Here is a 23,047-nt window from a genome sequence, read left to right as displayed (position 1 = left end):
GGGTGGCCCGACTGACGCGTGCCCGCACGCGCTCCAGCCGCCCGTCCCCAGCCGGACCGGGCGGCTTTTCGCTGTCCGGCCCGGTCCGCCGCCGATCGTGAAGGGAGAGCCCGGTGGACGCCGTCCTCGTCATCAACGCCGACCTCGGCCCGCTGCACCGGGTCACCGTCCAGCACGCGATCCGGATGCTGTGCCGCCGGGTCGCCGAGATCCACGAGGCCGAGCCGGACCAGGTGATCGGGGTCTTCCCGGTTCCCCGGGTGGTCCGCCTCGTCCGGTACGTGGTCACCCGCTGGCGGTTCCACGCCGGGCCGGCCTGGTCCCGTGCCGCCGTGCTGCGGCGCGACGACCGGTGCTGCGCGTACTGCGGCGGCCCGGCCAGCACCATCGACCACATCCTGCCCCGCTCGCGCGGCGGCCGGAACACCTGGAAGAACACGACCGCCGCCTGCTACGCCTGCAACCAGCGCAAGGGCGACCGGACGCCGGCCGAGGCGGGCATGCCGCTGCGGCGCGAGCCGGTGACGCCGAGCTGGGCCGCGTTCGCCGGGCGGTGACCCGCCGGCCGGCGGGCACAGGGGGCCGCGTCGGAGGGGTACACCTCCGGCGCGGCGCCCGCCGGTCCCTCCGCCGGGGACAGTCCCGCCATCGCGTCCGTGCCGCTGCCCGAGAGCGGGCCCAGGTGTTCGAGCTGGATCGCGCCGACGGCGTACGCGAGCAGGGCGCGCAGCGCGACCACCCGGCGGGTGCCGGCGAAGCCCGCCTCGAACTACTCAGGCTCGTCACGTCGCTTTCGACTCCGCCGGCTTCGGGGACCGGCGGCTGACGGACCCCCAACACGTCCTCACCGCCGGAGCTCACTGCCGCCCCTGCGGGCCGACGCCGGAGAGGGGCTGCGGACGCTACAGACCTGATGTCGTGGACGACTCACGGCTTGGGCAGGAACTCGCGGAGGTCCGCGGCGAGGCGGCTCATCTGCTCGCCGGCTTCGAGCCAGGTCGTGATCGACGCCCGCCACGGGCCCGACAGGCGATCCGTCTACGTCATCAGGTCCGTAGCGTCCGGAAGGTGTCCGAGGGTGCCGGGCCGGCCCCTCGAACCGACGGGACCACGATCAGCGGCGGTCAGGGGCGGTCGGACGGCGACCAGGCGAAGTTCGGGGCCCGTCGCTCGCGGTGGGCGGCGACCCCCTCGCGGGCCTCGCCGCTGTCCCGCACCTTCCGGTGCCACCAGGCGATCCGGGCCGGCCCGGCCCGGTCGTCGACGATCTCCTTGGCGGCGGCGACGCTGAGCTGCGAGCGCTGGGCGATGGCGGTGGTGATCGCGGCCACCCGGCCGGCCAGGTCGTCGACCACCTCGTCCACCAGGCCGACCCGCAGGGCCCGCTCGGCGTCGATCAGCTCGGCGGTGAAGAGCAGGAACTTCGCCGTCGCCGGGCCGACCAGCCGGGTCAGCCGGCGGGTGGTCGGGGCCGGGTAGACCAGCCCGAGCCGGGCCGGCGGCACGCCGAAGCGGGCGTCCGGGGCGGCGACCCGCAGGTCGCAGGCCACGGCGAGCTGGCAACCACCGCCGACGCAGGGCCCCTGCACGGCGGCGACCGTCGGCTTGGCGAAGGCGGCCAGCCGTTCCTCGGCGACGACCGCGATGCTGTGGTCGCCGGCGTCCAGCAACTCGTCCAGGTCGCCCAGGTCGGCACCGGCGCAGAAGGTGCCGTCCGCGCCCGTGAGCACCAGGGCGCGCACCGCCGGGTCGGCCTCCAGGGCGTCGAGCAGCACCGGCAGCCGCCGCCACATGTCCAGGGTCATCGCGTTGCGCCGGGCCGGGTTCCGGATCGTCACCGTCGCCACCGCGCCGGTCACCTCGACGGTCAGCTCCGCGTCCGACACCGACACCACCCCTTCCGCCGGCCGGCGCGCGCCGACCCGGTCCGGCGACCATAACGGCGCGGGCCCGACGACCACCCGCGAGGGGTGGTCGCCGGGCCCGCCGACGGCGAGGTCAGGTCAGGAGACGTTGACCGCGGTGTCGTCGACCACGAAGGACGTCTGGAGCGAGGAGTCCTCGGTGCCGGTGAACTTCAGGGTGACGGTCTGGCCGGCGTACGAGGCCAGCGAGAACGACTTCTGCGAGTACCCGGCGGCCTTGTTCAGGTTCGAGTAGGTCGCCAGGGTCGCCAGCACCGTCCCGGAGGAGTTGAGCACCTGCACCCGGAACGTGTCGTACGCGGTGCCGGTGGTGGTCTCCGCCGAGTCGATGTGCAGCCAGAAGGTGAAGTTGTACGACGTGCACCCGGCCGGCAGGGTCACCGCCTGCGAGAGCGTGTCGGTGTGGGTGCTGCCGTAGCCGTCCAGCCAGGCGTTGCGGGTGCCGGTACGGGCGGGCTGGCCGGTGAACGAGCCGATGACGCCCGAGGTCGACGCCCACGGGGTGGTGCCGGACTCGAAGCCGGGGTTGCCGAGCTTCTGGCCGGCGCCGGTGCAGCCGCCACCGGTGCCGTTGACGGTCAGCGTGTAGGTCGCCGTCCGGTTCACCGAGCCGGCGCCGGTGACGGTCACCGAGTAGGTGCCGGCCGGGGTGCCGGCCGAGGTGGCGATGGTGAGGGTCGACGAGCCGCCCGAGGTGACCGAGGTCGGGTTGAACGTGGCGGTGGCGCCGGTCGGCAGGCCGGACGCGGAGAACGTCACGGTCTGTGCGGTGCCACCGGTGGTGGCGGTGGCGACGGTGGTCGAGACCGAGCCGCCCGCAGTCACCGAGCCGGAGGTCGGGGAGAGCGAGACGGAGAAGTCGTTGCCGGTCGACGAGCAGGGCGCGTCGTTGCCGGCGACGGCCACCGCGGTCCACGCCGCCTGGACGGCCTTGTACTCGGTGGAGCAGTTGCCGTACAGGTCGGTCGCCGCGCGCAACGTGTAGGCCCGAGCGGTGTTCGACGGCGTGGTGGTGTTGACGTACGAGGTGTTGGAGGTGAAGTACACGTCCAGGGCGCGGTACCAGATCTTTTCCGCCTTGGCCCGGCCGATGCCGGTCACCGCCGGGGCGGAGCCGCAGATCGGCGAGGTGCCGTACGGGGTGGCACCGGTGCCCTCGGCCAGGTTGAAGAAGAAGTGGTTGGCCGGGCCGGACGAGTAGTGCACGTCCTTGTTCTTGGTGCTGGTGGTCCAGCAACGGTCGGACGAGCCGTCCAGCGCCGGGTCGTACATGTAGCGCAGCGGCGTGCCGTTGCCGTTGATGTTGATCTTTTCGCCGACCTGGTAGTCACCCGGGTCGACGGTGGTGTTGGCGTAGAACTCGACCATGTTGCCGAAGATGTCGCTGGTGGCCTCGTTCAGGCCGCCGGACTCGCCGGAGTAGGTCAGGCCGCCGGACACCAGGCTCTCGGTCACACCGTGGGCCATCTCGTGACCGGCCACGTCGAGCGAGACCAGCGGGCGGGAGTTGCCGGAACCGTCGCCGTACGTCATCCGGGAGCCGTCCCAGAAGGCGTTGACGTAGTTGTTGCCGTAGTGCACCCGGCTGGGCACGCCGCGGCCGTCGCCGAAGATGCCGTTGCGGGCGTGCACGTTCTTGAAGTAGTCGAACGTCTTGGCCGCGCCGAAGTGCGCGTCGACGCCGGCCCGCTGGCGGGTGTTGGTGTCACCCCAGCTGTTGTCGGTGTTGGTGAACGTCGTGCAGGTCGACGTGCCCTGGTTCATGTCGCAGGTGCTGCCGTTGCCGTGCGACGGGTCGATCATCTGGTACGTGCTGCCGGAGAGCGTGGTGTCGATGGCGACCGTGCCGGAGTAGACGCTCTGGCCCGTGCCGGCGACCATCTCGATCTCGTCGTACGAGCCGATCACCTTGCCGTTGACGGCGTCGCTGATGACGTGCAGCCGGGACGGGGTCTGGCCGTCGGTGTGCCACCCGGAGAGCACCGTCTCGTAGGCGAGGCGGCCGGTGCCGGAGCTGGCGTCGACGAAGAGCTCCGGGGCGCCGACGCTCTCCAGCTTGCCGGAGAACGCCTTCCTGGCCGTCGCCTTGGCCCTGGCCGGCGTGACCTTCGGCGCGGTGCCGAGGGTGAGCGGCGCGGCGAGGCCGACCGAGGAGCCGGCGTAGCCGCCGGTGGGCGTCGTGTGGATGACGAAGTCGCCACCGTAGACGCGCAGGCCCTGGTAGGTCCGGGTGTAGCGGGTGTGCGCCGCGCCGTTCGCGTCCACCTTCGTGCGAACCGCCTGGTACGACTCTCCGCTGACGCCCTGGACGGCGCCGGGGTTGTTGCGGAGCAGGCTTTCGGCACGAGCTGCGGGTGAGGTGTCCGGGGCGGGGGCGCTAGGGGCCGCCTGCGCTGCGGTGGCGACGCAGGTCAGCATGCCGCTGGTAAGCAGCGCTGCGCTGACGGCGGCGAGGGTTCTTCTCACGTGCCCTCCTGACAAGGAAAGATGTGACGGGGGTAGTCACGCATGTAAATATGGAGATACATCGAAGAAAAGAGAAGAGGGGAAGCGCTTCCATCCCGCGACACTGACCGAACGGAGGATGAGCCCTGGTGAGGGAACCCGGCGGCATCGATGCACGTCCGAACGGCATGAGATCATCCGTCCTGGCCATTGTCAAGATCGTAACTGTGGCCAGCCTCCTGACCGGCTGCTCAGCAACCGGTTCCGGTTCACCTGCGCCGGCGTCGGACACCCCCACCGGTGGGACCGCCACGGCCACGCCGGGCACCGCCACGCCGGGCGGCACCGCCAGCGGCACCCCCGCCGCGACCGCCTCCCGGGTGACGCTGACCCGCAGCGGCGGCATCGCGGGCGGCGCGGACACGGTCACCGTGGAACCGGACGGCCGGTGGACGGCGACCGGTCGCACCGGCGCGACCCGGACCGGTCAGCTCTCCCCGGCCGACCTCGACCGGCTGCGCGCGCTGGCGGGCAGCGCCCCCAGCGGCGGCGGCCCCGGCCGCCCCGACGTGCGCTGCGCGGACACCTACACCTACCGGCTCACCATCGGCGCGAACCCGGTCGAGTGGACCGACTGCCCGAGCGGCCCCCAGCCGCCGGCCGCCGCCTCCGCCCTGGCCGACCTCCTGCTCCGGGCCGGCGCCCTGCGCTGACGCCCGGCTACCAGCCGGCCGCCGCCGCCAGCAGCGCCCGCCGCACGGCCTGCACCTCGCGCCGCCCCGCCACCGCCGGCCGGGCGGCCAGGAAGAGCGTGTTGAGCGGCGGCACCGCCGGGCTCGACAGCGGACGCAGCGCGCCGGAGGCCAGCTCACTGCGACACAGGTACGTCGGCAGCACACTCGCCCCAGCGCCGGCCACCACGGCCGCCAGCACCGCCCGCAGGTCGGCCACCACCAGGCTGGGCGTACGGGTGAGTCGGGTGTCGAAGACCGTCCGCCACCAGCGGCGCAGGATCGGCGCCTCCTCCGCGTAGGCGACCAGCGGCACGTCCCGCAGGGCCTGCGGGGTCACCGGGTCGGGCAGCCGCTCGCCCCAGGCGGGCGCGGCGACCAGGGCGAACTCCTCGTCGTAGAGCGGCTCGACGGCCAGCCCTCGCCGTCGGGGGCGCACGCTGCTCACCACCAGGTCGAGCCGGCCGGCGGCGACCTCGTCCAGGAGCTGCTCGGGCAGCCCCGCGGAGACCCGCAGCTCCAGCCCCTCGGCGACCAGGCCGGCCACCGCCGGCAGCGCCAGCTCCGCGAGGAACTCGGCCGGCCCGCCGAGGAAGACCGTCCGCGGGTACGGCGTGCCCGTGTCGTCGGCGAGCACGGCGTCGAGGCGGTCCAGCGGATCGGCCACCCGGCGGGCCAGTTCGTCGCCGGCCGGGGTGGGCAGCACGCCCCTCGGCACCCGGTCGAAGAGCGGCCGGCCCACCGCCTCCTCCAGCGCGCGGATCTGGGCGGTGACCGTCGGCTGGGCCAACCCGAGCAGCTCCGCGGCGGCGGTGATCGAACCGGACCGGTGCACGGCCAGGAAGCTGCGGAGCAGGTCGAGTGACACCTTCACATCAGCAAACCTATCGCCGCTGTGTCGTTCGCCTATTGGTCAGCTATGGATTCGCGCGCCAGCATGGTGGACATGACACGTGCACTCATCGCTCTGACCAGCCACCGCCAGCTCGGCACCACGGGCCGCGAGACCGGCTTCTACGTCGGCGAGGCCGCGGAGCCGTGGGAGGTGTTCCGGGCCGCCGGCTGGGACGTCGACCTGGTCTCGGTGGCCGGCGGCCAGCCGCCGCTGGACGGCCGGGACGAGAACGACCGGACCCAGAACGACTTCCTGGCCACCGCCGGCGTGGAGCACACCCCGAAGGCCGCGGACGTCGACCCGACCGGGTACGACGTGATCGTCTTCGCCGGCGGTCACGGCACCATGTGGGACTTCCCGAACGACCCGGACCTGGCGCGCATCGCCGCGACCGTCTACGAGCGGGGCGGGGTCGTCTCGGCGGTCTGCCACGGCCCGTCCGCGCTGGTGAACCTGAAGCTCTCCGACGGCTCCCACCTGGTGGCGGGCAAGCGGGTGGCCGGCTTCACCAACGACGAGGAGAACGCCGTCGGCCTCAGCGACGAGGTCCCCTTCCTGCTGGCCGACAAGCTCACCGAGGCCGGTGCCGTCCACGTACCGGCGCCGAACTTCACCGAGCACGTCGTCGTCGACGGCCGCCTGGTCACGGGCCAGAACCCGCAGTCCGCCCGGGCCATGGCCGAAGCCGTCGTCAGGACCGTCGCCTCCCGCTGACCCCCTCGGCGGGCGGGGACGCCCGGAAGGAGTCGCTGTTCCCGGTGGAACGGCCACTCCTTCCGGGGACGGTTCGGCCGTCAGAGGCGCTGGAGGAGGCGGAAGCGTACGGCGACCACGAGGGTGTCGTCGGTGACGGTGAAGTCGGGGTCGCCGAGCCAGCCCCGGTAGTCGGGGCCGTGCCAGTACGTCTCGTGCCCGGCGCGCCAGGCGGCGACGGAGTCGTACCCCTCGCCCTCGTCCCGGGCGTGGTCCAGGTCGACGTCGCCGAGCCGGACGAGGCGTACCTCGGTCAGCTCGATGATCGCGACCGGACGGTCGGCGGAGTCGACCACCACCGAGCGGGCACCGACCACCGGCAGCGGCTCGCCGTCGCGCTCGTGGTCCTGGAACAGACCGGTGGTGGAGGTCTTCGCGCCGGAAAGGACGGCTGCGACGAGCTGGTCCCGCAGCGGCCCCGGGAAGGCGAACTCGGTCTTCGGCAGGTCGGGCGGCGGCGTCGTCATCCGGCGACCGTAGCCGGCACCGCGCCCGGTCACACCCGATAATCGCTGGGCAGTCCGGTGCCGCGCAGCTCGGGTGGCAGGTGGGACACGTCGTTGAAGGCGATCAGGCTGGGCGGCCCGGTCGAGCTGTAGCGGATCACGGTCAGCCCGGCATTGTGGTGGTTGAGGCCCAGCCAGCGCCGCTCCGGGGCGCCCAGGGCGTGCCGGACCAGCCAGGCGATCAGGAAGTTGTGCGTGATCACCAGCTCGCGGACGTCACCGTCGAGCGGGGCGGTGGCGAACCGGGCGACGGCCTCCGCCGCCAGTCGCGGCCCGTCGGCCCGCTCGCGCGCCGAGAAGCCGGCCAGGAAACTCGCGTACGTCACCGGCAGCCCGGCCGGGTCGGTGTCGTGCGGCAGGTGATCGCCGGCCAGCTCCGTCGCGTACACCGGGACCGTCGGCAGTGACCCGGCGACCAGCTCGGCGGTCTCGACGGCCCGACGCAGCGGGCCGTGGTGGACGGCGCGCAACGGTACGGCCCGCAGTCGCTGACCGAGCAGCGCGGCCTGCCGGCGGCCCCGCTCGGAGAGCCCCACCTCCGGCGACTCGATCTCCGGGCGGTCCTGCTCGCCGTGCCTGGCCAGGTAGAGCAGCCGGGTGGCCATCGTCGCCTCCTCGTGCAGCCGGGAGGCGCGATGCTAACCCGCACCTCCCGGCCGTCGCCGCCCCGATCACGCTCAGCGAGGCGACCGTCGCAGCGCCGCGGCGAACGTCGCGGTCACCCAGGCCCAGCCGGCGGTCACCGCCAGACCGAAGGCGACCATGGCCACCGGGCCGGGCCGGACCATCAGCGCGCCCCAGGCGAGCGCGAAGAACACCCCGGTCGCGATGCTGGTGACGGCCGACACACGGTCGCCGTCTCGGGCGGCCCGGCGGCCGGCGACGACGGTCGCCACGATCAGCGACCCGAAGGCGACCGCCGCCGCGAGGAAGTGCAGCCCACCGTGCCAGCTGATCTGCCCGGGCCCCCGCGGCGTGCCGGCCGGGAAGCCGTCGGCCGGGTCGGCGCTGAAGACCCCGGCCGCCATCAGGCCGAATCCCCAGAGGGCGAGCAGCCGGGGCAGCCAGGTCGAGCCGGTCACCGGCCGGCGGCGCACCGCGGCGGCGGCGCCGACGCAGAGCGCCCCGGTGGCCAGGAAGGTGGCGATCTGGAGCCAACCCAGGTCGCCCGTGCTCAACATGCTGACCGGGTGCCGCCGGAAGTCGAAGCCGTCCCGGGTGAGGCCCTGGGCCAGCGCGGACACGGCGAAGACGGGGCCGGCGAGGATGCCGCCGACCAGCAGGGCCCGGTCCCGGCCGAGGGCGGCCGGTCCGGCGGCGGGCAGGGTGATCGCGTCGGTCACGGCCCCGCTCCCCTCAGGCCCGGGGGAACATCTGGCCGATCCGGATACTGTTGCCGAACGGGTCCCGGATGCCGAAGTCGATCCCGTACGGGCGCTCCATCGGCTCGTCGGTGATCTCGACGCCCTTGGCGACCAGGTCCTCGTGCGTCTTGCGGGCGTCGTCGGTGGTCATGAAGAGGGTGCCGGGCAGCGCCCCCTTGGTGAGCAGCTCGCGGACCTGCTCGGCGGTGGCCGGGTCGAGTCTCGGGGGGCCCGGCTTCTCCAGCAGGATCTCGCGCTCCGGGTCGCCGGGCAGGTTGACCGTGAGCCAGCGCATGAAGCCGAGGTCCTGGTCGGTGTTGACCTCCATGCCGAGCTTGCCGACGTAGAAGTCGAGGGCCTCGTCCTGGTCGAGGACGTAGATCTGGGAGCGGCTGATTGCGTTCATCGTCATGCCCATAACGCTAGAGGTCGGGCCTGACCTGCCGCTTATCCAAAACTGCTCGGTCTGGTCCAGGCCTTGGTGAAGCAGCTCGGCACGCGCGCGGCGACGGCCGACCGGCGCCTGCGGAAGTCGCTCGGCGACTCGCCGACGATCTGCCGGAACGTCCGGCTGAACGTCCCGAGGCTGCTGAAGCCGACCGCGAAGCAGATGTCCGTCACGTCCCGCTCGCTCTCGACCAGCAGCGACATCGCGCGTTCCACCCGCCGCCGTTGCAGGTAGCGGTGCGGGGTCTCGCCGAAGGTGGCGCGGAAGGTCCGGATGAAGTGCGCCTCGGAGACGAGCGCGATCCGGGCCAGCGCCGGGATGTCCAGCGGCTCGGCGTACGCCCGGTCCATGGCGTCCCGGGCGCGCAGCATGGCCCGGTTCGACTCCTCCATTGCCCGACTCATCGGCCCCCACCCGTCCTCCCCGCCGTCAGCGCCAGGCTATCGCCGTCGCCTGGCGCCGGCACCGAGGGACAACGCAGCGGTATCTATCGATGCAACAATCTTATTGTGAACGAGGTTTCCGAATTCCCGACCGTCCGGTACTTCGCCACGGCGAACCCCGTCGGGCCCGGCCAGGACGACGTACCGGCGCTGCTCCGGCGGGTCGCGGACACCATCGAGGAACTCGGGCCGGTGTGGATCCAGGACATGACCTTCGAGAACGAGATCAACGAGCACGGTGACTGGTACTCGCTGACCGTCTACTTCCACGAGGAGTCGAACGGCGGCGAATGAGGGTCGTTCGCGCGCCCCGACCGAGGGTTCTAGCAATCGCGCCCGCGGACCCCCACACGTCGATCGCCTGACCGAGCCACTTGGGGCCGCGAGGCGAGCATGGCCGGCCCGGGCCGCTATTGGACCTACCGCCGCTCCCCTTCCACTCGCCAGCGCATGGGCGACTGCCCGGCAAGGGTGGGGCCCACGAATTCGGCGTCGACCAAGGGAACGGGGGCGCGGAGGAGACAACGCGTCCCGGTTTGCTAAACGAAGACCAGAGGGAGAAATCCAAGCTCTGAGGCCTCTGCCCGCCGTCGGCACCATGCCTGACAGGCAACACCTGCGCGACGGTCGGCGGGGATGCGTTCCCCGGTCGGCATCGAACCGGCAACATCTCGCTTACCACATGCTCTTGACAGAAGCGTTAGGGCCTACTGGTGTCCAACGGGCTCAAGCCGGAGATGACACCCGTATGCATTTGCCCGCGCCCTTGCGTCGGGCGAGGCGACTGCTGGGGGCTCGGCAATCAGGCGGCGCAGCTGGCCGGACTTCCCGTAGTACTCACGATGCTTCCGTTTGCTGCGCTGGGTGGGGCGGTGGGGACAACGTGGGTTGGTGCGTTCGAGGTTCGCCTGTGAAGTTCAGCCGCTGCCATCTCTAGTGCCCTGCATGGATCGAGCAGCCGGATGGCGCTCGGGCCATTGACGGCGGACTGGCACCGACTTGGTGCCACGGAGAGGCTGTCGACGAGCATCGGGGTCAATGGGGGCGATGGGCAGGATGAACAGGTTAGTGGTCACATCTGTCGGGAGCATGCATTGACTCAAGCGAGCGGGTGACTTACGCTTGACGCCTCATGATCTTCGATCGGAAGAAGGAATGCATGCGCCTTTCAAAAAAGCTCCGGCTGCCCCTGGCCGCCATTGCTGGCGTTCCCCTAATGCTGGGACTTGGGGCGACACCAGCACAGGCGCATTTCGCCGCAGCCTACCACGGGTCCGACGTGGCAACAGTGTCGTCGGGTCATACCTTCGTAGAGGTTTATGACAAAGAGGCTGACGGCAACGGCGTGTACGGCTACTTCTGGTTGAATGACGGTACCTCCCGCACGGTTGGTGACCCTAACGGAAGCAGCGCAGGCGGCGGAAGTGCAGGATTTAGCGTCGGCGTAGATTGGTTCTACGTATGCGAGAGGAACGTAGGGTGCAGTGGAGTGGTTCAATCCTAGGCTGAAGGCAAAGACTAGCCTGGACCCAGGATTGCCTATAATCCAAAGCCAGCCCATAAAGGGAACGAGGTAGAAACCACCGACCGCCAGGGCGGCACCCTACATGAAACCATAGTCAGCAACCAATTTCGAGCTGAGTTGCTACTGCGGCGTTCCCGCATGTCCATCTAGCGCATTTCCCTGTCGTCGCTTGTTGACTAGGGCTGCGATGCACAAACCACGTGCTGCTATCGCCATCCCGCCGGCCGTTGGCCCAGGACAGCGGAGTAGGTAACGCCTGCTCGGTTTCGACTGAGTCGACGGCGGGCGGGATGGCGACCGGCCCCTACAGGCACGCACAGCCTGGCATGGGCAGTAGCCTCCGACTTCTAGAGTCGGACTCCCGGCAGAGGCGAAGTTCCATCTCCCACCCCTGCCCTTGTCGCATTGGGTACGGCTTGGCGCGTCCGGACTCCGGCGGCCCCGCGTCGACCTCGTTCTGCGGCTTGCTCGTCGGCCCATACCCGAGTGCCCGAGCGTTCGTCTATCTTGCTTCTGGCGCTTTCAAACCCGTCGGATCCGACGAGGACGACGTACCAGCCCCGCTCCGGCGGGCCGCGGACGCCACCGAGGAGCTCGGAATGGGTTGGGTTTTGGCCGACCTCGACACGATGGTCACCCAGTTGCGCGGCGCCTTGTGGAGGTGGACCTGAGGAGTATCCCCGACGCACGGTTCACCAGCCTGCGGGACCCGGATGGCAACGCCGCCCACCTCTGGGAGACCCATCGACAGGCAACACGATAACCGCACAACTGACCAAAAGATCATTCGAGTCGTCAGGTCGTGCCACCGATGGTCGGGCCGGGCACTGCCTCCCCGGCGTCACCAGGTGTGACGCGGCGTCGACAGCATCCGGTCACACTGGCGGACAGGGCCCGGCTGAATCTGCCGGGCGAAGGTGGAGCCCCCGGCCGGGATCGAACCGGCGACATCTCGCTTACAAGGCGAGTGCTCTGGCCAGCTGAGCTACAGGGGCGCGTGTCTCGACGTCAGCATAGCGACTGGTGTCCGGAAATCCCGCTGGGCAGGTGTCCCGAGCACGGAAAACGTCAATTTCCCGACCCTCGGGGCCGACGCATCGCCGTGGCCCGCGCGGCCGCCTGTGGCGATTGATCCCCGGCCGTGCCCGACTGACCGGAATGCGTATGCGGTCCATCCCACCCGCTGTCCCCCGTCTTGGCAGGGTGGGGAAAGCCGTTTACCGTGCAGTGACACGGATGACACCCCCGATCGGCTCCGGCCGCAGGGGACGTCGCCCGAGGACCGGCACCGAGGGTGCCGGTGTCTCCTTCACTCGGATCGTCCGGCACGTTCCTGCCGGTGAAAGGAAGCGCACCACCATGGCTACGGTCACGTACGCGAAGGCGTCCCGGATCTACCCGGGCACCGAACGCCCCGCGGTCAACCAGCTCGACCTCCAGATCGGCGACGGGGAGTTCCTCGTCCTGGTCGGCCCGTCGGGCTGCGGTAAGTCCACCAGCCTGCGGATGCTCGCCGGCCTCGAGGACGTCGACGACGGCGCGATCTACATCGACGACCGGGACGTCACCCACCTGCCGCCGAAGGCCCGCGACATCGCGATGGTCTTCCAGAACTACGCCCTCTACCCGCACATGTCGGTGTACGAGAACATGGCGTTCGCGCTGAAGCTGCGCAAGACCTCCAAGGACGAGATCGACCGGCGGGTCAAGGAGGCGGCGGGGCTGCTCCAGCTGGAGGAGTTCCTCAACCGCAAGCCGAAGGCGCTCTCCGGTGGCCAGCGCCAGCGGGTGGCCATGGGCCGCGCGATCGTCCGCGAGCCGCAGGTCTTCCTCATGGACGAGCCGCTGTCGAACCTCGACGCCAAGCTCCGGGTGCAGACCCGTACCCAGATCGCCTCGCTGCAGGCCAAGCTCGGCATCACCACGGTCTACGTCACGCACGACCAGGTCGAGGCGATGACGATGGGTCACCGGGTGGCGGTCATGCTCGACGGCGTGCTCCAGCAGGTGGACACCCCCCGTGCGCTGTACGACACCCCGGCCAACGTCTTCGTCGCCGGCTTCATGGGCTCCCCCGCCATGAACATCAAGACCGTGCCGCTGAACGAGCAGGGCGCCGCCTTCGCCGACCTGCAGATCCCGCTCACCCGGGAGCAGATCGCCGCGGCCAAGGAGGAGGGTGGCGACGGCAAGGTGACCGTCGGCTTCCGCCCGGAGGACTGCGACCTGGTCAGCCCGACCGAGGGCGGCATGCCGGTCGTGGTCGAGCTGGTCGAGGACCTCGGCTCGGACGCCAACGTCTACGGGCACGCCGCGCTCGAGGGCGCGAACGAGCGGTTCGTCGTCCGCACCGACCGGCGCACCATGCCGAACATGGGTGACACCGTGTTCGTCAAGCCGCGTACCGGCCGCAGTCACGTCTTCCACGCCGTCACCGGCAAGCGGATCTGACGTACCGGCTGCACTGACGTACGCGAAAGGGGCGGTCCGCTGTCGGCGGGCCGCCCCTTCTCGTCTGCGCGTGCGCGGGTGGGTCAGACCTCAGCGGCGCGGCGCCGGGCCACCTCGGCGAGGGCGACCGCGGCGGCGACGCTGGCGTTCAGCGACTCCACGTCGGAGATCATCGGGATGCTGACGGTCAGGTCGCAGGTCTCGCCGACCAGCCGGGACAGCCCGCGCCCCTCCGAGCCGACCACCACGACCAGCGGGCCGACGGCGGCTTCCAGGTCGTACAGGTCGGTTTCGCCGTCGGCGTCCAGGCCGACCACCATGAAGCCGGCGTCCTGGCAGGCCTTCAGCGCCCGGGTCAGGTTGGTCACCTGGGCGACCGGCACCCGCGCGGCCGCGCCGGCGCTGGTCCGCCAGGCGGTCGCGGTGATCCCGGCGGCCCGCCGCTCGGGTACGAAGACACCCTGCGCGCCGAACGCGGCGGCGGAGCGGATCACCGCACCCAGGTTGCGCGGGTCGGTGACCCCGTCCAGCGCCACCAGCAGCGGGGCGGTGTGCTCCACCGACGCGGCGATCATGTCTTCGAAGGGCTCGTACGCGAACGGCGGCACCTGGAGGCCGACGCCCTGGTGCAGCACGCCGCCGGTCATCCGGTCCAGCTCGGCGCGACTGATCTCCAGGATGGCGATGCCCCGGTCGGCGGCGGTCCGGATGATCTCGTTGACCCGGTCGTCGGCGTCGATGCCCTGCGCGGTGTAGAGCGCGGTCGCCGGCACCTGCGCGCGCAGCGACTCCAGCACCGGGTTGCGGCCGACCAGCAGCTCCGGGGTGTCCTTCGACGGGTTGGACTTGCGGCCCGGCGCGACCCGGGGTCCGGAGCGACCGGTGGGCTTACCGCCCCGGCCGCCCGTGCCACGGGCCGCCGGAGCACCCCGGCCACCGCCGCGACCCCAGGTGGTGTCCTTGCTGCCCGGCTGACCGATCTTGGGGGCGCGCCCCTCCTCGGCCGCCGCGCGGCGCTCCTTGTCCTGCTTCCAGGCGGTGCGCTGCGGCAGCTTCTCGGTGCCCGAGTACGCCTTGTGCCAGGGCCGCTCGTCGGCGGGCAGGGTCCTGCCCCGGCCGGCCAGAGCGTCCTTGCCCTTGCCGCCGGTGCCCTTCGGGGCGCCCGCCTTCGGCGTCAGTCGCCGGCCACGGCGCTGTGAGTTGCCGGCCATCAGTCCTGCTCTCCAATAGTCCAACGGGGGCCCTGGGGGGTGTCCTCCACCACCACGCCGGCCTGCTTGAGCTGGTCGCGTACGGCGTCGGCGGCGGCCCAGTCCTTGCGGCCGCGGGCCTGGGCACGCTGCTCCAGGGCCAGCGCGACCAGGGAGTCGACCACGCCGCGCAGGTCGTCGGCGCGGTCGCCGCCGGTCCACGCCGGGTCCAGCGGGTCAACCCCCAGGATATCCAGCATGGCGCGAGTGGAGGCCAGGGTCGTGCGGACGGTCACATCGTCGCCGGCGGTCAGCGCGGTGTTGCCGTCCCGGACCACCTCGTGCAGCACCGCGAGGGCGGCGGAGGTGTTCAGGTCGTCGTCCATCGCCGCGACGAAGCCGATCGGCAGCTCGCCGAGCTGCCCGCCGCCGACCCGCTCGGCGGCCCGCTGGACGAAGCCCTCGATCCGCCGGTACGCCACCGCGGCCTCGCGCAGCGCCTCCTCGGAGTAGTCGATCCGGGAGCGGTAGTGCGCGGCGGCGTAGTAGTAGCGCAGCTCCACCGGGCGCACCCCGAGCGAGTCGACGTACGTCAGGTCGAGGGCGTTGCCGAGCGACTTGCCCATCTTGGCGCCGCCGATGCTGAGCAGGCCGTGGTGCACCCAGTACCGGGCGAAGGGCAGCCCGGCGGCCTGGGACTGGGCGATTTCGTTCTCGTGGTGCGGAAACGTCAGGTCCAGCCCGCCGCCGTGGATGTCGAACTCGGCACCCAGGTAGCGCCAGCACATCGCCGAGCACTCGATGTGCCAGCCGGGGCGGCCCCGGCCCCACGGCGACGGCCAGTAGGCGTCGGCCGGCTCGTCCGGCTTGGCGCCCTTCCAGAGCGCGAAGTCGCGCGGGTCGCGCTTGCCGCGCTCGGGGGCGTCCCCGGCGGACTGCATGTCGTCGGGCGACTGCCCGGACAGCGACCCGTACGCCGGCCAGGAGGCCACGTCGAAGTAGACGTCGCCGGAGCCGTCGGTGGCCGGGTAGGCGTGCCCGGTCTCGATCAGCTCGGCGATCAGCTGGTGCATCTCCGGGATGTGCCCGGTTGCGCGCGGCTCGTACGTCGGCGGCAGCACGTTCAGCGCCCGGTACGACTCGGCCAGGATCAGCTCGTTGACGTACGCGATGGACCAGAAGGGGCGGCCCTGCTCCATCGCCTTGACCAGGATCTTGTCGTCGATGTCGGTCACGTTGCGGATGAAGTTGACCTCGTAGCCGGCGGTGAGCAGCCAGCGGCGCAGCACGTCGTAGTTGACGCCGGAGCGAAGGTGGCCGATGTGCGGCGGGGCCTGGAGGGTGAGACCACACAGGTAGACCCCCACCTTGCCGGCTTCCCGCGGGACGAAGTCCCGCACCGATCGGGTGGCGGTGTCATACAGGCGTAGCGTCACCGTACAAGGGTAGCCGTCCACGCATTCCGGGGTCGCCCGGAGCCGGGTCGTACGCTGCGTGCTGTGGAGACGACGGCGAGGTCCGGCGAGCCCGGGGACGCGGCGGTCCGGCCCGGAGCCGGTGCGACCAAACGGGTCGGCGTCGGGGCGACGGAGCGGGCCGGTGTCGGGGCGACGGAGCGGGACCGGGCGGCGGGCGGCGAGGCGGCGGGCCGGCCCGGGGAGACGGCGCAGACCCTGGACCGGGGCCTGCGGCTGCTGCACCTGGTGGCCGACGCTCCCGCCGGGCTGACCGTGACCGAGGCGGCGAACCGGCTGGGCATCGGCCGGGCGGCCGTCTACCGGCTGGTCGGGGCGCTGACCGGGCACGGGATGCTGCGCCGGGACGGCGACGGCCGGCTGCGCCTCGGCGCCGGAGTGCTGCACCTGGCCCGTCGGGCCCAGCCGCTGCTCGCCGAGGGGGCGCTGCCGGCGCTGCGCCGACTGGCCGAGCAGGCCGGCGCGACCGCGCACCTCACCGTGGTCGAGGGCGGCGAGGGGGTGGCGCTGGCGGTGGTCGAGCCGAGCTGGACGTCGTTCCACGTGGCGTACCGGACCGGTGCCCGGCACCCGCTGGAGCGCGGGGCGGCCGGCCTGGCCATCCTCGCCGGCCGGTCGGGAGTGGCCGACCCGGTGAGCACCGTCGGGGAACTCCAACCCGGGGCGTACGGGGTGGCGGCGCCGGTGCTGGGGGTGCCGGGTCTGGAGGCGAGCGTCGGGGTGGTGGCGCTGGCCCCCCTGGACCCTGACACCGTCGGCGCGCAGGTGCTCGCCGCCGCCCAGTCGATCGCCGCCGCCCTCTCCTGACCGCCAACCCTCGGCCCCGTCCGATCCACTCCGTTTGCGGCGTGTCGCGGTGTCCTGGCGCGCCGACACCGCCACACGCCGCAAAGCGAGTCGATCAAGGCCCGGCCCCCTTAGCAGAGCGGGCGTGATGGGTAGGGCTTTTCCACAGGGGGGTCCGGTGGGTGGTGCGCCGGCTGTCCACAGGGGTGTCGGGGAGCACCTCGCGGTCGCCACGCTGGCCGGCATGCCTCCTCTCGCATACCGGCCCAGCGTGCTGGCCTGGCAGGTGTTCCGCGGCTCGGACGCGATCCGCCACGGTCTGCTGAGCCCTCACCAGTTGCGCAGCTCCGCCTGGGTCCGGCTGCGTCGCGACGTCTACGCCGACTCCCGGCTCGACCGGGATCACCGGTTGGCCTGCCAAGGAGTGTCCCTGCGGATGCCCGGCGGGACGGTGCTCGCCGGGCCGTCTGCGGCGTACCTGCACGGCGTCGAGCACGCGGCGGGATTCGCCGACGACGTCCATGTCCTGGCCCCGTGGGCGACGAGCGTCCGCACCCAGCGGGGCCTGCGGGTCCACACGACGCTGTCGCCACGACGGGCGGGCGATGCCGTCGCGTCGGGCCGCCTCGGGCGCCGACTCACGCCGGGTGCGGTGGTTGACGGCCCGCCCAAGCCCGGTGCGACGGTCGACGGCCCGCCCACGCCCGGTGCGATGGTCGGCGGCCCGCCCACGCCGCCCGATCAACTCTCGCCGAGCGACGCACCGACCTTTCGCGCGGCCGACATGTCGCCCTGGTCGCAGCCGGCCGTAGCCGCCTGGGAAACCGGAGCCTGGCTGGATCCGGTGCGAGCGGTGGGCATCGTCGACTCGCTGCTGGCCGGCGGTCTGACCGACCTCGGCGCCCTCGCCGAGGTAGCGGAGCGCTTCGCCGACCGCCCCGGTGGTCGACGGGCTTGTCGAGTGTTCGACCTGGCCGACCCGGGAGCGCAGTCACCCCCGGAGTCCCACCTGCGGGTACGCCTGGTCCTCGGCGGCCTGCCCCGGCCGGTCACCCAGCATCCGGTCCGGCTGCCGTCCAACCTGGTGCTGCGTCCCGACCTGGCTTTGCTCACCACATCAGATCCTCTCGTTGAGGGACGTGGCAGCCATCAGACAACACCGATGCGGGTTGCGCCAGACGGGCGTCCGGAATGGACGCTTATCCGGCTTTGACCGGCTGGAGGGCGGCCAGCGCGGCCGGGAGCGCGGCCAGGCCGGTGATCTCGGCGTCGGGTCGTACCCCCGGCGGGCAGGGCAGGCCGAGTCGGTTGAGCCAGATCCCGCACAGGCCGGCGCGCTGCGGGCCGACCACGTCGTGGGCGGGCGAGTCCCCGACGTACGCGATCTGCTCCGCCGGCACGCCCGCGGCTTCGATCACCGCCGCGTAGAACCCGGGGTCGGGCTTCTTCGGCAGGCCGTCGTCGTGCGCGTACCGCTCGAAGGCGAACTCGCCGGCGAGCCCGCAGCGTTCGGCGCGGCTGTTGCCATTGGTGGCGTAGCCCAGCCGGAACCGGCGGCGCAGCGTGGCCAGCGCGGGAAGCACGTCGGCGTAGGGCCGGGTCAGCGTGAACCGCCGGGCGAAGAAGAGCGCCGCCAGTTCGTCGAGGCGGTCCGCCAGGCCGGCCCGCGCCAGCGAGCGGGCCAGCGCGGCCCGCCGGATCTCCTGCACGGGGGCCGCGCTCATCGCACCGAAGACCGCGCCCCAGTCCGACTCCAGGTCCGCGAGCGACACCTCGGCCGCCGCCGGGGTCAACCGCCGCATTTCCTCGAGTACGGCCACCAGGCCGCCGGTGACCGCCGGGCACAGGTCGAGCAGGGTCTCGTCGGCGTCGAACACCAGCACGGTCAGCACGGCACCGACCATCTCACGTCAGGGCGGGTTCCTCGGCCGGGGTCTCCGACCGTTCCACGCGGTCGCCGCGCAGCTCGTCGAGGCGGACCAGTGCCACCCCGGCGACGATCAGCGCGCCGCCGAGCAGTTGCACCACGGTGGGCAGTTCGCCCAGCACCAGCCAGGCGATGAGCACCGCGAACATCACCTCGGTCAGCCCGACGAAGGACGAGAGTCGGGCGCCGAGGATCCGCGTCGCCGCGATACCGGCCTGGTACGCGATCACCGCGGCGACCAGCGACAGCCCGACGATCGGGACCAGCCAGCTGGTGCGCTGCCCGGCGAACTCGACGTCGCCGAAGGTGGCCCGCAGCGGCAGCACCCCGACCAGCCCGAGCAGGGCGAGGACCGCGGCGCCGATCGCCATGCCGCCGCTGGCCATGGCGACCGACGGCAGCGCGGGGTCGACCCGGGCGGCGAGCACGAAGTAGCCGGCCAGCCCCACCCCGGCCCCGAGCCCCCAGAGCACACCCACCGGGTCGAGGCGGCCGGTGCCGGTCAGGTCGAGCACGAAGGCCAGGCCGGCCAGCGCCGCGGCCGAGCCGACCACGGTGAGCCTTCGGGGGCGCTGCCCGTGCACCAGCCACATCCAGGCCACCACCAGGATGATGCCGAGGTACTCCAGCAGCAGGGCCACGCCGACCGGCAGGTAGCGGACGGCGTTGAAGAAGCACGCCTGGGCGGTGGCGACGCCGAGCAGGCCGAAGACGCTCACCGGACCGAGGGTGCGACGCAGCACGGCACCCTTGCCGCGCAGCGAGAGCACGGCCGGCACCGCCAGCACCAGGGCGGCGATCCCGACCCGGGCGACGACGACCGCCTCGGCCGACCAGCCGGCCTCGATCAGGGAGCGGGCGAAGGTGCCCGAGGTGGCGAAGGTGACGGCTGACAGCAGGGCCAGTCCCAGGCCCGCGCCGGCGGATCGTTCGTGCATCGGGCTCTCCTCGCCGGTAGTTGTCATGACCGAACAACGCCTATGCTGGTGACGCTAACGGCCGACTCTGACAGGAGTCAAGTTGCTTTTTGCCCATGACACCGAATGTGGGTTGATCGCCGCGACCGCCCTGGTCAACACCGACGACCCGGCGGACGAAGGGCTGCCAGACGTCGCGGCGCTGGACCGGTTCGTCGTCACCTACGGGTGGACGGGCCGGCACGAACACACCGAGGCCGAGCTGCGGGCGGTACGCGAGCTGCGCCCCCGGCTGCGCCGGATCTGGCACGCCGACGTCGACGAGATCGTCGCCGTCGTCAACGAGCTGCTCCGCGAGTCCCACGCGCTGCCGCAACTGATCCGGCACGACGACGAGCCGTACCACCTCCACGCGGTGCCCCGGGACGCGCCGCTGGCCACCCGGATGGCGGTCGAGGCGGCGATGGCCCTGGCCGACCTGGTCCGCGCCGGCGAGCTGGCCCGGCTGCGGATCTGCGCCCACCCGGACTGCGAGAACGTGCTGGTCGACCTGTCGAAGAACCGGTCCCGCCGGTTCTGCGAGGCAGGCTGCGGCAACCGGGCCGCGGTCAGCGCGTACCGGGCGCGGAAGGCGGCCACTCGCTCCTGAGCAGCTCGTACTCCACCTCGCCGTGCTCGGTCCCCGGGGCCGGGTCGTCGAAGTGCAGGTGGAAGGTGCGCACGTACCGCAGGCCGGACTTCGCCATCACCTGCCGGGAGCGGGCGTTCACCGCCATCGTCTCGGCCCAGACGCGCCGGACGTCCAGCTCGGTGAAGGCGTACCGGATCAGCGCCCGGGAGCCCTCGGTGGCCAGGCCGCGCCCCCACGCGCCACGGCGCAGCCGGTAGCCCAGCTCCGCCTCCTTGCCGTCGTCGGACGGGTCGAGCGCGAACCAGCCCAGGAAGTCGTCGCTCTCCCGGTCCTCCGCCGCCCAACGCCCCAGGCCGGGGTGCTCGTCGTACTGACGCAGCAGCCGGGGCAACTGCTCGTCGCGCACGGTGGCGCGCGGGGTCGGCCGGCCACCGGTCAGGAAGCGCATGACCTCCGGGTCACTGTCCAGCTCGACGAGGTGGTCCACGTCGTCCGGGGTGAACCGGCGCAGCCGCAGCCGCTCGGTCTCCAGCAGCACGTCAGCGGTCATGCCGGGATGATGCCGCGCCCCACCCGAACCGGTCGACCGATATCCCCCGCCGCCGGGTGGTCAGCCCCATGATCGGGTCACGATTTCCGAGACGACACGCCGCGCCGGGTGTGCGGAAGTTGCTACCCGATCATGGGCGCTCCGGCCGGCGCAGGGTCATCTCAGCGCGGCGGCGCGGCCACGAAGGCCCGCCACGCGTACGGGTCGAAGGTGAGCACCGGACCAGCCGGATCCTTGCTGTCCCGCACCCCGACGACGCCCGGCAGATTCGTCGACACCTCGACACACTGGGTCGCCTGATCGCTCTTGGTGCTCTTTCGCCATCGGGCACTGGTCAGTTCCATGACTCGGCTATCTCCCTCAACAGCTCGATCGACTCCTGCTCCGGCAGGGCCGCTCCCAGGCTAACTTCCCAGACTTGTTGGAGCCGCCGCAGATCGCCCGGCTGGTGCAGCTCCTCACCACGACCCTGTCCACTGATGACGCCCAGTTCGCTCCCATCGGGCATCGAGGCCAGGATGAAGGGTCCACCTAGTCCGGGATACTCGCCTGCGGAGCGTGGCACGAGATGCAGCCGGACGTGCGGGTGCTCGCTTGCGATCCGCGCCAGGTGCAGAGCCTGCTCCGACATCGTCTTGTGGCCGCCCACGCAGCGACGCAGCACTGTTTCGTCGAGCACCGCCACCAGCTTGATCGTCCGCTCGCCGCCCAGACAGCCCTGGCTGTCCATCCGCTCGGTGAGCCGCCGTTCCACCTCGTCCTGGCTGAGCAGGTCGCCGGCCTCGAAGACCGCTCGTGCATAGCCTTCGGTCTGGAGGAGGCCCGGCACATAGCGCGGTTCGTACCATCGCATCACCTGCGCTTCGGCGAGAATCGCGCGCCAACCGCGTAGCCACACCTGCGCCTTGTCCAGGCTGACCAGTTCGGTGAGCATCCGGCCGAAGAGGCCGCCGGTATCCAGGGCCTTGTCGACCAGTTCCAGGTACTTGGCCGTGGGTTGCTGCTGGCCCAACTCGACCGCGCTCACCATCGACGCCGAGTAGCTGACCGCCTTGGCCAACTCGTCCTGGCTCCAGCCTCGACGCATCCGCGCCCGGCGCAGCTCGGCGACCAGGAAGGCAGTCGCCGTCATCCGCCCGTCCGCCATCCCAGCCGCCCTCCAGCGCCCCGATGATCGACTCCAGCGCCGCACCAGCCGGCCTGGACCGAAGCACACGGCACCTCCCGGAACGGGCGCGAACCCTTCCGAACGTAGTGGGTTCATCACCAGACTGTGAAGAGTGACACCGCGCGGCCAACCCTCCGGCAGCGCCGGTGTCGCGGTGGGACCGCCCGCTCCCCCGGCCGGGCGGTCCCACCCACCGGGGGAGACGACGCAGCCGTTTCAGCCTCGTAGGGAGTCCACATGCCCCGGTCCGCCTGGCAACCCTGGTCCTCGCGCACGCCTCTGCCGACGGAGGGGCCGGCACCAGATCCGGCCGGCTGGCTCACGCCAACGTCGTCCAAGCGGCTCATCTCCGCGTCGTCCCGGCGGCACACCCCGGGGTCGTCCGGGCGGCCCGGCCACGGCCCGTGGTGAGCGGCGCGGCCCACCCGCATCTGCCGCTGCGCCCGCTCTGGATCTGCCGGACCTGCGCCGCGCCGTGGCCCTGCGCGACGGCCCGGCTCGCCCTCATCGCCGAGTACGCCCACGACCGGGTCGGGCTCAGCGTCTACCTCTGCGCGGTGCTGCATGACGCGGCCGCCGACCTGTACCGACTCCACCCGCACGACGGACCGGACCCGGCGACCCTCTTCGGACGCTTCCTCGCCTGGGTCCCCCGTGGTCAGGCGACGCCAGAAGACCGGTGATCCGCACCGTTTGCGGCGTGTCGCGGTGTCCCACCGCCCGGACACCGCAACACGCCGCAAACGGGGGCCGCGCACGGAGCGCGGGGCCGATGCAGGCCCCCCGCCAGGGTCGGGGGCGGGCCGGGGCCGGGTCGGGGCGGGGGTCAGACATCCCAGGAGCTTGGATGTCAAGCAGCGGCGGGTTGGGTTCGGTGTGACCAGGCGGTTGTCTGGTCGTAGCGGGTGGCGGTCTTG

The 23,047-nt window shown here is 71.9% G+C and carries 26 protein-coding genes, 1 tRNA gene and 1 pseudogene; 11 read left to right on the top strand and 17 right to left on the bottom strand.

Annotation, left to right across the window (positions count from 1 at the left end; translation table 11 throughout):
• Positions 1-113 precede the first annotated feature (113 nt).
• Both M2302_RS23345 and M2302_RS23340 read left to right on the top strand, forming a co-directional pair.
• Positions 114-557, top strand: a complete 444-nt coding sequence (locus M2302_RS23345; protein WP_154941475.1) for an HNH endonuclease — start codon at positions 114-116, stop codon at positions 555-557.
• Positions 558-682: 125 nt separating this feature from the next.
• On the top strand, positions 683-826 hold the full coding sequence (locus tag M2302_RS23340; protein ID WP_280839976.1) for a hypothetical protein: 144 nt from the start codon (positions 683-685) through the stop codon (positions 824-826).
• 101 nt (positions 827-927) lie between these two features.
• Here the strand turns inward: M2302_RS23340 and M2302_RS23335 are convergent.
• From M2302_RS23335 to M2302_RS23325, 3 genes and pseudogenes are all read right to left on the bottom strand, one after another.
• Positions 928-1,017 (bottom strand): annotated as a pseudogene (locus tag M2302_RS23335) (DUF6228 family protein); the annotation flags it as partial.
• 107 nt (positions 1,018-1,124) lie between these two features.
• On the bottom strand, positions 1,125-1,892 hold the full coding sequence (locus tag M2302_RS23330) for an enoyl-CoA hydratase/isomerase family protein (RefSeq protein WP_210773732.1): 768 nt from the start codon (positions 1,890-1,892) through the stop codon (positions 1,125-1,127).
• 111 nt (positions 1,893-2,003) lie between these two features.
• Entirely contained in the window at positions 2,004-4,391 is a 2,388-nt protein-coding gene (locus tag M2302_RS23325) for a M4 family metallopeptidase (protein WP_280839975.1), read from the bottom strand.
• A gap of 206 nt (positions 4,392-4,597) precedes the next feature.
• Here M2302_RS23325 and M2302_RS23320 point away from each other — a divergent pair, with 206 nt between their 5' ends.
• A complete protein-coding gene (locus M2302_RS23320; protein WP_280839974.1) occupies positions 4,598-5,083 on the top strand; it encodes a hypothetical protein in 486 nt (161 codons plus the stop codon).
• Positions 5,084-5,090: 7 nt separating this feature from the next.
• Here M2302_RS23320 and M2302_RS23315 read toward each other — a convergent pair whose 3' ends face one another.
• The gene (locus tag M2302_RS23315; protein ID WP_280839973.1) at positions 5,091-5,975 is read right to left on the bottom strand and encodes a LysR family transcriptional regulator; all 885 of its coding nucleotides are present in this window, start codon (positions 5,973-5,975) and stop codon (positions 5,091-5,093) included.
• A 72-nt stretch (positions 5,976-6,047) separates the two neighbouring features.
• Here M2302_RS23315 and M2302_RS23310 point away from each other — a divergent pair, with 72 nt between their 5' ends.
• On the top strand, positions 6,048-6,710 hold the full coding sequence (locus M2302_RS23310) for a type 1 glutamine amidotransferase domain-containing protein (RefSeq protein WP_280839972.1): 663 nt from the start codon (positions 6,048-6,050) through the stop codon (positions 6,708-6,710).
• Between the two features lie 80 nt (positions 6,711-6,790).
• Here the strand turns inward: M2302_RS23310 and M2302_RS23305 are convergent, their stop codons facing one another.
• The 5 genes from M2302_RS23305 to M2302_RS23285 all read right to left on the bottom strand — a co-directional run bounded on the left by M2302_RS23305 (position 6,791) and on the right by M2302_RS23285 (position 9,471).
• Entirely contained in the window at positions 6,791-7,216 is a 426-nt protein-coding gene (locus M2302_RS23305; RefSeq protein WP_280839971.1) for an ASCH domain-containing protein, read from the bottom strand.
• Positions 7,217-7,245: 29 nt separating this feature from the next.
• The gene (locus tag M2302_RS23300) at positions 7,246-7,860 is read right to left on the bottom strand and encodes a histidine phosphatase family protein (RefSeq protein ID WP_210773737.1); all 615 of its coding nucleotides are present in this window, start codon (positions 7,858-7,860) and stop codon (positions 7,246-7,248) included.
• 72 nt (positions 7,861-7,932) lie between these two features.
• A complete protein-coding gene (locus tag M2302_RS23295; protein WP_280839970.1) occupies positions 7,933-8,598 on the bottom strand; it encodes a DUF998 domain-containing protein in 666 nt (221 codons plus the stop codon).
• Between the two features lie 13 nt (positions 8,599-8,611).
• The gene (locus M2302_RS23290; RefSeq protein WP_280839969.1) at positions 8,612-9,031 is read right to left on the bottom strand and encodes a VOC family protein; all 420 of its coding nucleotides are present in this window, start codon (positions 9,029-9,031) and stop codon (positions 8,612-8,614) included.
• Between the two features lie 35 nt (positions 9,032-9,066).
• A complete protein-coding gene (locus M2302_RS23285) occupies positions 9,067-9,471 on the bottom strand; it encodes an AraC family transcriptional regulator (protein ID WP_280839968.1) in 405 nt (134 codons plus the stop codon).
• A gap of 105 nt (positions 9,472-9,576) precedes the next feature.
• Between M2302_RS23285 and M2302_RS23280 the strand changes: the two genes are divergently transcribed.
• Positions 9,577-9,804 (top strand): hypothetical protein, encoded by a 228-nt coding sequence (locus M2302_RS23280; RefSeq protein WP_238448404.1) that lies wholly within the window; start codon positions 9,577-9,579, stop codon positions 9,802-9,804.
• A gap of 838 nt (positions 9,805-10,642) precedes the next feature.
• A complete protein-coding gene (locus tag M2302_RS23275; protein ID WP_280839967.1) occupies positions 10,643-11,014 on the top strand; it encodes a hypothetical protein in 372 nt (123 codons plus the stop codon).
• 939 nt (positions 11,015-11,953) lie between these two features.
• On the opposite strand, the gene M2302_RS23270 is transcribed toward M2302_RS23275, so the two are convergent.
• A tRNA-Thr gene (locus M2302_RS23270) sits at positions 11,954-12,030 on the bottom strand.
• 364 nt (positions 12,031-12,394) lie between these two features.
• Between M2302_RS23270 and ugpC the strand changes: the two genes are divergently transcribed.
• A complete protein-coding gene (gene ugpC / locus M2302_RS23265) occupies positions 12,395-13,486 on the top strand; it encodes a sn-glycerol-3-phosphate ABC transporter ATP-binding protein UgpC (protein WP_280839966.1) in 1,092 nt (363 codons plus the stop codon).
• A gap of 83 nt (positions 13,487-13,569) precedes the next feature.
• On the opposite strand, the gene rlmB is transcribed toward ugpC, so the two are convergent.
• On the bottom strand, positions 13,570-14,697 hold the full coding sequence (gene rlmB, locus M2302_RS23260; RefSeq protein WP_280839965.1) for a 23S rRNA (guanosine(2251)-2'-O)-methyltransferase RlmB: 1,128 nt from the start codon (positions 14,695-14,697) through the stop codon (positions 13,570-13,572).
• Positions 14,697-16,112, bottom strand: coding sequence for a cysteine--tRNA ligase (cysS, locus tag M2302_RS23255; RefSeq protein WP_280839964.1), 1,416 nt, complete (start codon positions 16,110-16,112; stop codon positions 14,697-14,699). Before cysS ends, rlmB begins: the two co-directional genes overlap by 1 nt.
• 237 nt (positions 16,113-16,349) lie before the next feature.
• Between cysS and M2302_RS23250 the strand changes: the two genes are divergently transcribed.
• Together M2302_RS23250 and M2302_RS23245 are read left to right on the top strand one after the other, a co-directional pair.
• Positions 16,350-16,958 carry a helix-turn-helix domain-containing protein gene (locus M2302_RS23250; protein ID WP_247659348.1) on the top strand — a complete coding sequence of 203 codons (609 nt, stop codon included), beginning with the start codon at positions 16,350-16,352 and terminating at the stop codon, positions 16,956-16,958.
• A 223-nt stretch (positions 16,959-17,181) separates the two neighbouring features.
• Complete coding sequence (locus M2302_RS23245) at positions 17,182-18,150, top strand: hypothetical protein (protein WP_280839963.1); 969 nt, start codon at positions 17,182-17,184, stop codon at positions 18,148-18,150.
• Here M2302_RS23245 and M2302_RS23240 read toward each other — a convergent pair.
• Entirely contained in the window at positions 18,137-18,829 is a 693-nt protein-coding gene (locus M2302_RS23240; protein ID WP_280839962.1) for an HAD family hydrolase, read from the bottom strand. The genes M2302_RS23245 and M2302_RS23240 overlap by 14 nt on opposite strands.
• A gap of 13 nt (positions 18,830-18,842) precedes the next feature.
• Positions 18,843-19,802, bottom strand: a complete 960-nt coding sequence (locus M2302_RS23235) for an EamA family transporter (protein WP_280839961.1) — start codon at positions 19,800-19,802, stop codon at positions 18,843-18,845.
• An 82-nt stretch (positions 19,803-19,884) separates the two neighbouring features.
• On the opposite strand from M2302_RS23235, the gene M2302_RS23230 reads away from it, so the two are divergent.
• Positions 19,885-20,430 (top strand): CGNR zinc finger domain-containing protein, encoded by a 546-nt coding sequence (locus M2302_RS23230; protein ID WP_280839960.1) that lies wholly within the window; start codon positions 19,885-19,887, stop codon positions 20,428-20,430.
• Here M2302_RS23230 and M2302_RS23225 read toward each other — a convergent pair.
• The 3 genes from M2302_RS23225 to M2302_RS23215 all read right to left on the bottom strand — a co-directional run bounded on the left by M2302_RS23225 (position 20,390) and on the right by M2302_RS23215 (position 22,109).
• Positions 20,390-20,962, bottom strand: a complete 573-nt coding sequence (locus M2302_RS23225) for a GNAT family N-acetyltransferase (protein ID WP_280839959.1) — start codon at positions 20,960-20,962, stop codon at positions 20,390-20,392. The genes M2302_RS23230 and M2302_RS23225 overlap by 41 nt on opposite strands.
• A gap of 161 nt (positions 20,963-21,123) precedes the next feature.
• Positions 21,124-21,306, bottom strand: coding sequence for a DUF397 domain-containing protein (locus M2302_RS23220; protein ID WP_280839958.1), 183 nt, complete (start codon positions 21,304-21,306; stop codon positions 21,124-21,126).
• A complete protein-coding gene (locus M2302_RS23215) occupies positions 21,297-22,109 on the bottom strand; it encodes a helix-turn-helix transcriptional regulator (RefSeq protein ID WP_280839957.1) in 813 nt (270 codons plus the stop codon). The genes M2302_RS23220 and M2302_RS23215 overlap by 10 nt, the downstream gene beginning before the upstream one ends.
• A 428-nt stretch (positions 22,110-22,537) precedes the next feature.
• On the opposite strand from M2302_RS23215, the gene M2302_RS23210 reads away from it, so the two are divergent.
• Positions 22,538-22,813 carry a hypothetical protein gene (locus M2302_RS23210; protein ID WP_280839956.1) on the top strand — a complete coding sequence of 92 codons (276 nt, stop codon included), beginning with the start codon at positions 22,538-22,540 and terminating at the stop codon, positions 22,811-22,813.
• The last annotated feature ends 234 nt before the right edge of the window (positions 22,814-23,047 follow it).

Source organism: Micromonospora sp. A200 (genome assembly GCF_029893845.1).
Classification (GTDB): domain Bacteria; phylum Actinomycetota; class Actinomycetes; order Mycobacteriales; family Micromonosporaceae; genus Micromonospora; species Micromonospora purpureochromogenes.
Note: the sequence above shows the minus strand (reverse complement) of the source record. Positions and strands in the feature narration are given on the sequence as shown.